Raw genomic sequence first — 12346 nt, 5'->3', positions numbered from 1 at the left:
CCAGAAGGAAGATCAGAGCAGGCAAGGGGCAGGAAGCAAAGGCGGGAGGGAAAATGAAACTCTGAAAAAACAAAAGGGCCATTCAATAATCGAATGACCCTTGGTCCCGCAGAGCGGGAAATCGTGGCGTCCCCTAGGGGACTCGAACCCCTGTTACCGCCGTGAAAGGGCGGTGTCCTAGGCCACTAGACGAAGGGGACGCAAAACCTTCAATCAGGCTCATCTACCGATGAACCCTGGCAAAAATTGGTGGAGCTTAGCGGGATCGAACCGCTGACCTCCTGCATGCCATGCAGGCGCTCTCCCAGCTGAGCTAAAGCCCCGGATTTATCGCCTCGCGGCGGAGCTGACCTTGCGGTATCACTCGGTGAAGCTGGCGTCCCCTAGGGGACTCGAACCCCTGTTACCGCCGTGAAAGGGCGGTGTCCTAGGCCACTAGACGAAGGGGACAAAACCTTCTTTCCGATCAGGCCTGGGATGGCTGACCGTGATTCAACGCAGGTGAAACAACGCTTTGAATCTGAAATTTGGTGGAGCTTAGCGGGATCGAACCGCTGACCTCCTGCATGCCATGCAGGCGCTCTCCCAGCTGAGCTAAAGCCCCACATCAGTGGACGGGGCGCATGTTAAGCGTGAGTCGCATGACTGTCAAATTTATTTTCGATAAGTTTGAAAGTTTTTCGTCGGCATAACAAACACTTACCGTTTAACCCCTATAAAACCGAGGCTAACGCCGACCACTGCGCGTTCTGTCGTGCGAGCCCGCAGTGGCCTCTTCACATCACCGCATGGATCAAGCAATCGCGCCCAGCAGTTTTTCCCACTCTTTGTTTTCTTTCTTGGAAACGCCGCCCAGCAGATCAATCGCCTGACGCAGACGGAAACGCGTCAGATCCGGCCCAAGAATCTCCATTGCGTCCAGCACCGACACCGAACTGGCCTGCCCTGTGATCGAAGCAAACATCAGCGGCATCGCATCACGCAGCTTGAGGCCCAGATGCTCGACGACCGACTGTATGCAGGCGGTGATCGGGTCCTTCTCCCACTGACGCAGCGACTCCAGCTTCCACAGGATCAACTGCATCAGTTGACGCACCTGGTCAGCCGAGAGCTTCTTGTGCTCGAACAGCTTGACGTCCGGCGTCACGCCACCCGCGAAAAAGAAACTGGCCAACGGGGCGATCTGGCTGAAGGTTTCAACCCGGCCTTGCACGTGCGGGGCGATCTTCATCATGTATTCCGGGTTCAACGCCCAGTGCTGCACGCGGCTGGCGAACTCCTCGACCGGCAACTCGCGCAACCACTGGCCGTTAAGCCAGGACAGCTTCTCGATGTCGAAGATAGGCCCGCCCAGCGATACGCGGGACAGATCGAAATGGTCGACCATTTCCTGCAGGGAGAACTTCTCGCGCTCGTCCGGCATCGACCAGCCCATGCGACCCAGATAGTTGAGCATCGCTTCAGGCATGAAGCCCATGCGCTCGTAGAAGGTCACCGAAGTCGGGTTCTTGCGCTTGGACAGCTTGCTCTTGTCCGGGTTACGCAACAGCGGCATGTAGCACAGCTGCGGCTTTTCCCAGCCGAAGTATTCATAGAGCAGGATCAGCTTGGGGGCGGACGGCAGCCATTCTTCGCCGCGCAATACATGAGTAATGCCCATCAGATGGTCGTCGACCACATTGGCGAGGAAATAGGTCGGCAGACCGTCGGTCTTCATCAGGACCTGCATGTCCATGCGGTCCCACGGAATTTCGACTTCACCGCGCAACAGGTCAGGCACTACGCAAACGCCCTCGGTCGGCACTTTCATGCGGATGACGTGTGGTTCGCCTGCGTCCAGACGGCGCTGGACCTCTTCTCTGGACAGCAGCAACGCGCGGCCGTCATAGCGCGGCGTCTCGCCCCTGGCCATTTGCTCGGCGCGCATTTCGTCCAGCTCTTCTGCGGTGCAGAAGCACGGAAACGCATGGCCCATCTCGACCAGTTGCTTGGCGTACTTCTGATAAATGTCACCCCGCTCGCTCTGCCGGTAAGGGCCGTGCGGACCACCAACATCCGGGCCTTCGCTCCATTCGATACCCAACCAGCGCAACGCATCGAAAATCTGCTGTTCGGACTCGCGGGTCGAACGCAGCTGATCGGTGTCTTCAATACGCAGGATGAACTCGCCACCATGCTGCTTGGCAAAGCAGTAGTTGAAAAGCGCGATGTAAGCCGTGCCAACGTGAGGGTCGCCGGTAGGCGATGGCGCGATGCGGGTACGAACGGTGGTCATGGAAAATCCCGAAATAGGTCAATCAAGCACGGAATGTTAACAGGCTGGAGGCACACGGCTCCAGCGAGGTTGTGTTGGTGCGCCTCCATAACCGAGACGCGTGAAATATTGCCCTGCCTGGCAAGCGCCGCCGAACGACAGCGGCGATGCCTGATCAGACGGCCAGCAGTCGCTCGCGCAGCTTGCCGATCTCGTCGCGCATCTGCGCAGCGGCTTCGAACTCCAGATCACGGGCCAATTGGTACATCTTCTCTTCCAACTGACGAATGCGCTTGTTGATCTCGCTCGGCGAGCGCAACTCGTTCTCGTAGCGGGCATTTTCTTCGGCAGCCTTGGCCATGCCTTTGCGCTTCTTGCTGCGCGAGCCTGGCACCGTGGCGCCTTCCATGATGTCAGCCACGTCCTTGAACACGCCCTTGGGAGTGATGCCGTGTTCAAGGTTGAAGGCGATTTGCTTTTCGCGACGTCGCTCGGTCTCGCCGATGGCACGCTCCATGGACCCGGTAATCCGGTCGGCGTACAGAATCGCCCGTCCGTTGAGGTTACGAGCCGCACGACCGATGGTCTGGATCAGCGAGCGGTCAGAACGCAGAAAGCCTTCCTTGTCAGCATCGAGAATTGCCACCAGCGAGACTTCCGGCATATCCAGACCTTCGCGCAGCAGGTTGATGCCGACCAGCACATCAAAGGTGCCCAGACGCAGGTCACGGATAATCTCGACCCGCTCCACCGTGTCGATGTCCGAGTGCAGATAACGCACGCGCACGCCGTGGTCGCTGAGGTAGTCCGTCAGGTCTTCTGCCATGCGCTTGGTCAGCGTGGTGACCAGCACCCGCTCTTCAATCGCCACACGCTTGTTGATTTCCGACAGCAGGTCGTCGACCTGAGTCAGCGCCGGACGGATTTCGATCTGCGGGTCCACCAGACCGGTCGGGCGAACCACCTGTTCGACCACGCGACCGGCATGCTCGGCTTCGTAATTGCCGGGCGTGGCCGAAACGAAAATAGTCTGCGGGCTGACCGCTTCCCACTCATCGAACCGCATGGGCCGGTTGTCCAGCGCAGACGGCAAACGGAAACCATATTCGACCAGGGTTTCCTTGCGAGAGCGGTCGCCTTTGTACATGCCACCGACCTGCGGCACGCTGACGTGGGATTCGTCGATGACCAGCAGCGCATCCGGCGGCAGGTAATCGTAAAGCGTTGGCGGTGGCGCGCCGGATGGACGGCCCGACAGATAGCGTGAGTAGTTTTCGATGCCGTTGCAGTAGCCCAGCTCCAGAATCATCTCCAGATCGAACCGGGTGCGTTGTTCCAGGCGCTGCGCCTCGACCAGTTTGTTCTGGCTGCGCAGGTACTCCAGACGATCCTGAAGTTCGACCTTGATACCTTCCATCGCCTCGACCAGCGTTTCGCGCGGGGTGACGTAGTGGCTCTTGGGGTAGAACGTGAAGCGCGGCAGCTTGCGGATGACCTCACCGGTCAACGGATCGAACGCCGACAGGCTCTCGACCTCGTCGTCGAACAGCTCGACACGGATCGCTTCCAGGTCCGATTCGGCCGGGTAGATATCGATGACATCGCCACGCACGCGGAAGGTCGCGCGGGCGAAGTCCATGTCATTGCGGGTGTATTGCAAGTCCGCCAGCCGTCGCAACAGGGCACGCTGATCGAGTTTGTCGCCGCGGTCGATGTGCAGAACCATGCGCAGATAGGTTTCAGGGCTGCCCAGACCATAAATGCACGACACGGTCGTGACAATGATCGCGTCCTTGCGCTCCAACAGCGCTTTGGTCGCGGACAGGCGCATTTGCTCGATGTGATCGTTGATCGACGCATCCTTCTCGATGAAGGTGTCCGACGACGGCACGTAGGCTTCTGGCTGGTAATAGTCGTAGTAAGAGACGAAATACTCGACCGCATTGTTCGGGAAAAACGCCTTGAACTCGCCATACAGCTGGGCGGCAAGGGTCTTGTTGGGCGCCAGCACCAGCGTCGGGCGCTGCACCTGGGAAATCACGTTGGCGATGCTGAAGGTCTTGCCCGATCCAGTCACACCCAGCAGGGTCTGGTGAGCGAGCCCGGCATCGATCCCTTCAACCAGTTGGCGAATGGCCTCGGGCTGATCGCCAGCGGGTTCAAAACGGGTGACGAGCTGGAACTCGGACATGACCTACCTCTTGATTCGAAAGCACACTGGACCTGCCTGCGCATGGCACACATCGACCGATCCGATCGGATACACCCACCTGATGACAAAGCCACCGCCAACGACCATTCCCGCCGGGAACAGACGTGCAGTGTTTGAAGTGATGCATTGTAAATGGAGCCATATGAGCAGCTTTCAAGGCGCTCATTTTATCAGGGGTTAAACCATTGAGGTTTCAACTGGACGAACGTTCTGCAAATATCCGGAAAAACCTCGAAAAAACCCGCCCTGCCCTGTCGCCCCGCGGGGGGATGCTCTCTATACTAGAACGCGTTTGTGCACCGCTTTGGCGCATTCGGCTATCGCGTGCATACCCCTCCACTCTCCATTCAGAGCTGCCGCAAAAATGAGCCTGTTCTCCGCTGTCGAAATGGCGCCCCGCGATCCTATCCTGGGTATCAACGAAGCATTCAACGCCGACACCCGCACTACCAAGGTCAACCTTGGCGTGGGCGTCTACTGTGACGAAGACGGGCGCATTCCTCTGCTGCGCGCAGTGGCTGAAGCCGAGAAAATCCGTGTAGCGCAACACGCTCCGCGTGGGTATCTGCCCATCGATGGCATCGCGGCCTACGACCAGGCCGTGCAAAAACTGCTGCTCGGCGCCGACTCGCCGCTGATCGCCTCAGGTCGTGTGCTGACCACTCAATCGGTGGGCGGCACTGGCGCCTTGAAAATCGGCGCTGACTTCCTCAAGCAGTTGCTGCCTGACGCAGTCGTGGCCATCAGTGATCCAAGCTGGGAAAACCACCGCGCGCTGTTCGAAACCGCTGGTTTCCCGGTGCGTAATTATCGCTACTACGACGCGTCGACACATGATGTGAACCGCGCCGGCATGCTGGAAGACCTGCAGAACCTGCCGGACAAATCGGTCGTGGTGCTGCACGCCTGCTGCCATAACCCTACCGGCGTCGACCTGAGCGTCGATGACTGGAAAAAAGTCCTGGACGTGGTCAAGGCCAAAGGTCACGTACCATTTCTCGACATGGCGTATCAGGGTTTCGGCCAGGGCATCCAGGAAGACGCAGTTGCCGTACGCCTGTTCGCCGAATCCGGTCTGACTTTCTTCGCGTCCAGCTCGTTCTCCAAGTCGCTGTCGTTGTACGGCGAACGCGTCGGTGCATTGTCGATCATCACCGAATCGAAAGAAGAAACCGCGCGCGTTCTGTCTCAGGTCAAACGTGTGATTCGCACCAACTATTCCAACCCACCGACCCACGGCGCGATCATCTCCGCTGCCGTGCTCAACGACCCGTCGTTGCGCGCCCTGTGGGAAGAAGAGCTGGGTGAAATGCGCGTGCGCATCCAGAGCATGCGCAAGGCGATGGTCGAGCGTCTGGCGGATAACCCGGCTGGTCAGGATTTCAGCTTCGTCGGCCGTCAGTGCGGCATGTTCTCGTACTCGGGCCTGACTGCAGAACAGGCACAGCGCCTGCGCAGCGAGTTCGGCATCTATGCGCTGGACACCGGCCGTATCTGCGTTGCAGCACTGAACCAGAAGAACATCGACGTGGTCTGCGACGCGATCAAGAAAGTACTCTGATCCCGGCAGCACAACCTCTGCAGGCAGCTTCAGGCAACAGCGGAATCGCTCTTGCCTGAAGCTCTCGGTCTACCGCCGGAGGTTCCCCGCCCTTCCCCGCTCGGCATTTGCATCGAACGATTCCCGCCAACCGCACCTCGAATATCTGTCGGTACTGTTCAGAACAGTACTTTTTTAAAACAGGCTATCGAGGTCCATATGTCTACCGAACCGCAACGGCAAAAAGAACAGGCGCCCGGTCAGCACACGCCCGATCAAGGCACGGACCGCAATGATCCGGCTGTCGATCCGCAACCGCCCGAGGCTGCTCCCGGCAACAACCCGACAGCCGACCAACGCCAGGATCAACATCAAAGCCAAAATCAGAGCCAAGGCCAGAGCCAGTCGCAAGGTAATTCAGACGAGAGTGAGCCTGAAAACAACAGCGCTTTTGTGCCTGACTACGAGCCGCAGGAAAAGCCTCAGACCCAACGCAACCATCAGCCAACCCAAGGCGTCGATGCCGACATCGACACGCAGGGCGGTTGATACAGCTGATCTGGCCGGTTGGGCCTCAAGGCCCAATCGCTGACCCATGTGAACCCTCAAAAACCATCTTTCATCCGAGACCGAGTTAACGTGAGCCTGGCTTTGGTGTTTTCTGAAACCGTTTTCAGAACCCGCCAATAATTTCAAAAGGGTGTCGCTTTGAGCAGTTTTCCGCAGTCGATGCGTCCACGCGTCACCATGAATGACGTGGCCGATCTTGCTGGCGTCTCCAAGGCCAGCGTTTCGCGCTTCATCGGTGAAGACCGGCAACTGCTGTCCGACGCCATCGCCTTGCGCATCGAACAGGCCATCGAAACACTCGGCTATCGTCCCAACCAGATGGCACGCGGCCTCAAGCGTGGCAGAACGCGGCTGATCGGCATGCTGGTGGCCGATATCCGTAACCCCTATTCCATTGCGGTCATGCACGGTGTCGAAACCGCCTGCCGACGTCACGGCTACAGCCTGGTGGTGTGCAATACCGATCGCGATGACGAGCAGGAGCGCCTTCATCTGGCCGCGTTGCGCTCGTACAACATTGAAGGTCTGATCGTGAATACCCTCGGCCACCATTTGGACGAGTTGCGCGATCTGCACCGCGAACTGCCCATGGTGCTGGTCGACCGCAAGGTCGATCAGCTCGACAGTGATCTGGTCGGGCTCGACAACCCCGCTGCCGTAAGGCAGGCCATCGATCATCTGCGGTCCAGCGGTTACCGCGACATTATGCTCGTCACCGAACAGCAGGACGGCACCAGCTCACGACAGGAACGGATGAGCGCCTTCAAGACTGAGACAGCTCGACACGCCGATCTGCGTGGCCAGGTGTTGCAGATCGACGAGCAACTGCCGGCGAATCTCAAGGCGTTTCTCTCAGCACCTGGCCCAGGTCCGAAAGCACTGTTCACCGCCAATGGTGTCGCCACGCTGACCTGCACGCGCCTGCTGCACGAATCGGGTTGTGCGTTGTTTGAAGACATCGGCCTGATTGCCCTCGACGAACTGGAGTGGTACCCGCTGGTGGGTAGCGGCATCACCTCGCTGGCGCAACCGACCCACGACATCGGCGTCACTGCCTTCGAATGCTTGCTGGGACGCCTGCGAGGCGATCAGGCGCCATCAAAGCTGTTCGACTTTCCGGCAAAACTGATCGTGCGCGGCTCGACCCGACCGCGTTCCTGACTCAAAAAATCCAGAGTTCCGGACACCCGGATTTTTCACCGCTAAAAATGAAACCGGTTTCAGAGGACAATAACAATGCACATGAACCCCGTCTCCATCAGCCTTTCCAGCTTCGGCGCCGACCTGGTTCGCCAGCGAGGGCAGGCCGCTTTCGTCCCGCTGCTGGCCGCCTGCAATGTGGCGCGCATCGAGTTACGAGAAGAGCTGCTCACCGACGAGGACCTCCCTGCCCTCGCCAGCACGATCAGAACTCAAGGGCTGGAATGCCTGTATTCATCGCCAATGGAGCTATGGCTCACCGGCCAGCCGCAGCCCAACCCCGAACTTGAGGCGACTCTGCAACGTGCCCAGTCATCCGGCGCCCGTTGGCTGAAGGTTTCTCTGGGGAATTTTACTGAGCACAGCGATCTTTCAGCGCTCGGCGCTCTGTTGTCTGGCCAGACGGTAAAACTGCTGGTGGAAAACGATCAGACCTCCCATGGCGGAATCATCGCGCCTTTCTGCGACTTCCTGGCGCAGGCGCAGTCATTGAAGATGGACATCGGCATGACCTTCGATGTCGGCAATTGGCAATGGCAGGACCAGAACGTGATCAGCGCAGCTCAGCAACTGGGACGCTACGTGCGCTATGTGCATTTCAAGGCCGTGACTCACAATGCCAACGGCAAGCCGACTGCGATTCCACCTGCTGAAGCTGATCTGCCAGCGTGGCGGGAATTGCTGGCCTACATGCCTGACGCGGTCCCGCGCGCTATCGAGTATCCGCTGCAGGGTGATGACCTGCTTGAAGTCACCCGCCATCAAGTGAACCTCCTCGCCAGCCTTGTCCCAGCGACGCCTGCCCGAACCCCGGAGGTCGAGCGCCATGTCTGATATCGACATCCTTTCGTTCGGCGAGACCATGACGATGCTCGTTGCCGAGAAACCAGGCGATCTCGCACAGGTCCGCCATTTTGAAAAGCGCATTGCGGGTGCCGACAGCAACGTTGCCATTGGTCTGGCCCGGCTGGGTTTCAACGTTGCCTGGCTCAGCCGTGTCGGCGATGACTCGATGGGTCGCTTTGTCGTCGACAGCCTGCGAAGCGAAGGCGTGAATTGCGAACACGTGGGCATTGACCCGCTTCACCCCACAGGTTTCCAGTTCAAATCCCTCGAACTGGAAGGCGAAGATCCGACCGTGGAGTATTTCCGCAAAGGTTCGGCCGCCAGCCATCTCGCCATCAGCAATATCGACGCACGTTTGCTCGCAGCCCGCCACCTGCACGCCACCGGCATCCCGGCAGCGCTGTCCGGCAGCTGCCGCGACTTGTCGCACGAACTGATGACCCGCATGCGTAGCGCCGGACGCAGTGTGTCGTTCGATCCCAACCTGCGTCCGTCACTGTGGCCAAACAAGACCCGCATGATTGAGGAAATCAACGCCCTGGCGGTGCTGGCTCACTGGGTGTTTCCGGGGCTGGCCGAGGGCACGATTCTCACGGGCCATAAAAACCCCGCCGATATTGCAGCTTTTTACCTGGATCAGGGTGTCGAGGCCGTCGTGATCAAACTCGGACCAGAAGGCGCGTATTACCGCAACCAAACCAATGCGGGTTTTGTAGCCGGTGTGCCGGTCCGCCAGGTCGTTGACACCGTCGGCGCTGGCGACGGCTTCGCTGTCGGGGTGATCAGCGCGCTGCTGGAAAACCAAAGCCTTGCCGAAGCCGTGGCGCGCGGCAACTGGATTGGCAGCCAGGCCGTGCAAAGCCGCGGTGACATGGAAGGTTTGCCATTGCGTGCAGCACTGGATGCAGCGTTGCCCGCGAAACAACCGCTGGAACCGGTCTGACCCGACCGTGCCCAAGCCAATAACCGTACCTGCTGCGACAACAACAAAAAGCTCAGGAGATCGAAATGGAAAAGTTACTCGATAGCGTAAAAACCGGAGGCCTGAAACGTCGCTGGTTGCTGATCATGCCCATCGTGTTCATCACTTACAGCCTGGCCTATCTGGACCGGGCCAACTATGGTTTCGCCGCGGCTTCTGGCATGGCAGAAGACTTGAATATCACGCCGGGCATGTCGTCCTTGTTGGGTGCGCTGTTCTTCCTCGGTTACTTCTTTTTTCAGGTGCCGGGCGCGATCTACGCGCAGCGCAAGAGCGTCAAGAAACTGATTTTTGTCAGCCTGATCCTGTGGGGCAGCCTTGCCACGCTGACCGGCATTGTCTCCAACGCTTACATGCTGATCGGCATTCGCTTCATGCTCGGCGTCGTCGAAGCCGCGGTCATGCCCGCGATGCTGGTGTACCTCTGCTATTGGTTCACACGTGCCGAACGCTCGCGGGCCAATACGGTGCTGATTCTCGGCAATCCGGTGACCATGCTGTGGATGTCGGTGGTGTCGGGCTATCTGGTGGCTCATTACAGCTGGCGCTGGATGTTCATCGTCGAAGGGCTGCCCGCCGTCGTCTGGGCGTTTATCTGGTGGCGCTTGGTGGATGAGCGCCCTGCCCAGGCAAAATGGCTCAGCGAAGCCGAGAAAACCGAACTGCAGGCACGTCTCGATGCCGAGCAAGTGGGTATCAAACCGGTCAAGAACTACGCCGAGGCGTTTCGCTCGCCCAAAGTGCTGTTGCTGGCAGCCCAGTATTTCTGCTGGAGCATCGGCGTGTACGGCTTCGTGCTGTGGCTGCCGACCATCCTGAAAAAAGGCATGCAGATGGACATGGTCGAAGCTGGCTGGCTGTCCGCGCTGCCATATCTGGCGGCCGTGATCGGTATGGTTTTAGTGTCCTGGGCGTCGGACAAACTGCAAAAGCGCAAAGTGTTCGTCTGGCCGCCGCTGCTGATCGCCGCCATGGCTTTCTATGGCTCTTACGTGCTCGGCACCGAGCACTTCTGGTGGTCCTATTCGCTGCTGGTCATCGCCGGAGCCTGTATGTACGCCCCCTACGGACCGTTCTTCGCCATCGTTCCGGAAATTCTGCCATCCAACGTTGCCGGTGGCGCCATGGCCTTGATCAACAGCCTGGGTGCGCTCGGCTCGTTCGCGGGTTCGTATCTGGTGGGTTACCTGAACGGCATCACCGGAACCCTGAGCGCTTCGTACCTGTTCATGAGCAGCGCATTACTGGTTTCGGTATTGCTGACACTGATGCTCAAGCCGGATAACAAAGCGAGGCCTGCGGATGACCAGCACCGTACTCATCGCGCCACCGCCCACTCCTGATTCGGGAACCTCGACCATGAAAAAGCACGTCGTACTGTACAAGACACTGTCCGCCCCGCTGATGGAGCGATTGCAGGCTCACGCTGACGTCACCCTGATTGAAGACCCCAAGCGGGATGGCCTGGCTGGACTTCGCGACGCCCTGCCCCATGCGCAAGGCTTACTGGGTGCAAGCATCAAGCTGGATGCATCCTTGCTGGACCTCGCGCCGCATCTGGAGGCCGTGTCTACCGTCTCGGTGGGCGTGGACAACTATGACATCGAATATCTCGACCGACGTGGCATCGCCCTGACCAATACCCCGGACGTATTGACCGAGACCACGGCCGATACCGGTTTTTCGTTGATCATGGCCACCGCACGCCGGGTGGTGGAGCTGGCCAATCTGGTGAGCAGCGGTGGCTGGCAGGCCAACATCGGCCCAGAGCACTTTGGCAGCGATGTTCATGGCAAGACGCTGGGCATCGTCGGCATGGGACGGATCGGCGAGGCGCTGGCTCAGCGCGGCCATTTCGGGTTTGGCATGCCGGTGCTGTATCACAGCCATACGCCAAAACCGGCGGTTGAATCACGTTTCAACGCAGGCTATCGCAGCCTCGAAGCGCTGCTGCGCGAAGCCGACTTTGTCTGCCTGACCGTTCCGCTCACCGCAGAGACGGAAAAGATGATCGGCAAGGAGCAACTTGCCCTGATGCGCCCCGGGAGCATCCTCATCAACATCGCGCGTGGCAAGGTCATCGACGAACAGGCACTGATCGCCGCATTGCAGGATGGGCACCTGCGCGGCGCCGGTCTGGATGTGTTCGAACGCGAACCGCTGGACCCGGACTCGCCATTGCTGAAAATGAAAAACGTCGTGGCCACGCCACATATGGGCTCGGCCACCCATGAAACTCGCGAAGCCATGGCGCGTTGTGCGGTGGACAACCTGATCAGCGCGCTGGCAGGCGAAAAGCCGGCCAATCTGGTCAATCCCAATGGCTGGGAAGCGCGGCGCAACAGCCAGAACGCCTGACAGCACAATTGGCCACGGGAAGCGCCCAGCGCAGTCCCTTGGCTGGAAGGTCGCTGCACCGTCGCGGCGACCTGTTTTGCAGCGTTCAACCGATACCGGCCGCAAAAAGCCCTCACTACCTGACTGGCAGTCAGCCAGGCCATCCGCTCGACGTCCCTCCGTGCACCGTCGGAATACTCCTTGGCTTTGAGCCCGGAATGCCAAAGGGCATGAAGTCAAAAACCCCGAAAGTCTCTGATTCGAAAGCTTTTTTCACCTTTCGACGAAATGTGAAAAATTCGTTAAATAACTTTATTCGACGTTCGTTCTCTTTACCGACACGGGGGACCTCGCACCCAGCATTGATTCCCGGTCTGCCCAACACGACGGACCAGCCCGGTCGCT

The 12346-nt window shown here is 59.1% G+C and carries 9 protein-coding genes and 4 tRNA genes; 7 read left to right on the top strand and 6 right to left on the bottom strand.

Features of this window, described 5'->3' with window-relative positions; translation table 11 throughout:
• Window positions 1-124: 124 nt before the first annotated feature.
• The 6 genes from KDX37_RS06060 to uvrB form a co-directional block, all read right to left on the bottom strand.
• Window positions 125-200: transfer RNA gene (locus KDX37_RS06060), tRNA-Glu, on the bottom strand.
• A 47-nt stretch (window positions 201-247) separates the two neighbouring features.
• Window positions 248-323, bottom strand: a tRNA-Ala gene (locus KDX37_RS06055).
• A 51-nt stretch (window positions 324-374) separates the two neighbouring features.
• Window positions 375-450 (bottom strand) — tRNA-Glu (locus KDX37_RS06050).
• Window positions 451-528: 78 nt separating this feature from the next.
• A tRNA-Ala gene (locus KDX37_RS06045) sits at window positions 529-604 on the bottom strand.
• A 189-nt stretch (window positions 605-793) separates the two neighbouring features.
• Window positions 794-2275 carry a glutamate--tRNA ligase gene (gene gltX / locus KDX37_RS06040; RefSeq protein ID WP_231651769.1) on the bottom strand — a complete coding sequence of 494 codons (1482 nt, stop codon included), beginning with the start codon at window positions 2273-2275 and terminating at the stop codon, window positions 794-796.
• A gap of 154 nt (window positions 2276-2429) precedes the next feature.
• Window positions 2430-4445: an excinuclease ABC subunit UvrB gene (uvrB, locus tag KDX37_RS06035; RefSeq protein ID WP_231651768.1), complete on the bottom strand. Its 2016-nt coding sequence runs from the start codon at window positions 4443-4445 to the stop codon at window positions 2430-2432.
• Between the two features lie 385 nt (window positions 4446-4830).
• Between uvrB and KDX37_RS06030 the strand changes: the two genes are divergently transcribed.
• The 7 genes from KDX37_RS06030 to KDX37_RS06000 all read left to right on the top strand — a co-directional run bounded on the left by KDX37_RS06030 (window position 4831) and on the right by KDX37_RS06000 (window position 11962).
• On the top strand, window positions 4831-6027 hold the full coding sequence (locus KDX37_RS06030; RefSeq protein ID WP_231651767.1) for an amino acid aminotransferase: 1197 nt from the start codon (window positions 4831-4833) through the stop codon (window positions 6025-6027).
• A 198-nt stretch (window positions 6028-6225) separates the two neighbouring features.
• Complete coding sequence (locus KDX37_RS06025; RefSeq protein WP_231651766.1) at window positions 6226-6555, top strand: hypothetical protein; 330 nt, start codon at window positions 6226-6228, stop codon at window positions 6553-6555.
• 159 nt (window positions 6556-6714) lie between these two features.
• Window positions 6715-7737 (top strand): LacI family DNA-binding transcriptional regulator, encoded by a 1023-nt coding sequence (locus KDX37_RS06020; protein WP_319941660.1) that lies wholly within the window; start codon window positions 6715-6717, stop codon window positions 7735-7737.
• Window positions 7738-7812: 75 nt separating this feature from the next.
• Window positions 7813-8610: a sugar phosphate isomerase/epimerase family protein gene (locus KDX37_RS06015; RefSeq protein WP_231651765.1), complete on the top strand. Its 798-nt coding sequence runs from the start codon at window positions 7813-7815 to the stop codon at window positions 8608-8610.
• The gene (locus KDX37_RS06010; RefSeq protein ID WP_231651764.1) at window positions 8603-9565 is read left to right on the top strand and encodes a sugar kinase; all 963 of its coding nucleotides are present in this window, start codon (window positions 8603-8605) and stop codon (window positions 9563-9565) included. Before KDX37_RS06015 ends, KDX37_RS06010 begins: the two co-directional genes overlap by 8 nt.
• A gap of 65 nt (window positions 9566-9630) precedes the next feature.
• Complete coding sequence (locus tag KDX37_RS06005) at window positions 9631-10947, top strand: MFS transporter (protein WP_231651763.1); 1317 nt, start codon at window positions 9631-9633, stop codon at window positions 10945-10947.
• 16 nt (window positions 10948-10963) lie between these two features.
• The gene (locus KDX37_RS06000; protein ID WP_231651762.1) at window positions 10964-11962 is read left to right on the top strand and encodes a 2-hydroxyacid dehydrogenase; all 999 of its coding nucleotides are present in this window, start codon (window positions 10964-10966) and stop codon (window positions 11960-11962) included.
• The last annotated feature ends 384 nt before the right edge of the window (window positions 11963-12346 follow it).

The organism is Pseudomonas californiensis (assembly GCF_021147775.1).
Lineage (GTDB): Bacteria > Pseudomonadota > Gammaproteobacteria > Pseudomonadales > Pseudomonadaceae > Aquipseudomonas > Aquipseudomonas californiensis.
The sequence above is the reverse complement of the archived record's forward strand: the minus strand, read 5'-3'. Positions and strand labels throughout refer to the sequence as shown.

What these genes read in the sequence shown, in the direction of transcription:
- gltX (WP_231651769.1), bottom strand. Translation starts at nt 2,275, where the DNA reads ATGACCACCGTTCGTACCCGCATCGCGCCATCGCCTACCGGCGACCCT.
- uvrB (WP_231651768.1), bottom strand. Translation starts at nt 4,445, where the DNA reads ATGTCCGAGTTCCAGCTCGTCACCCGTTTTGAACCCGCTGGCGATCAG.
- KDX37_RS06030 (WP_231651767.1), top strand. Translation starts at nt 4,831, where the DNA reads ATGAGCCTGTTCTCCGCTGTCGAAATGGCGCCCCGCGATCCTATCCTG.
- KDX37_RS06025 (WP_231651766.1), top strand. Translation starts at nt 6,226, where the DNA reads ATGTCTACCGAACCGCAACGGCAAAAAGAACAGGCGCCCGGTCAGCAC.
- KDX37_RS06015 (WP_231651765.1), top strand. Translation starts at nt 7,813, where the DNA reads ATGCACATGAACCCCGTCTCCATCAGCCTTTCCAGCTTCGGCGCCGAC.
- KDX37_RS06010 (WP_231651764.1), top strand. Translation starts at nt 8,603, where the DNA reads ATGTCTGATATCGACATCCTTTCGTTCGGCGAGACCATGACGATGCTC.
- KDX37_RS06005 (WP_231651763.1), top strand. Translation starts at nt 9,631, where the DNA reads ATGGAAAAGTTACTCGATAGCGTAAAAACCGGAGGCCTGAAACGTCGC.
- KDX37_RS06000 (WP_231651762.1), top strand. Translation starts at nt 10,964, where the DNA reads ATGAAAAAGCACGTCGTACTGTACAAGACACTGTCCGCCCCGCTGATG.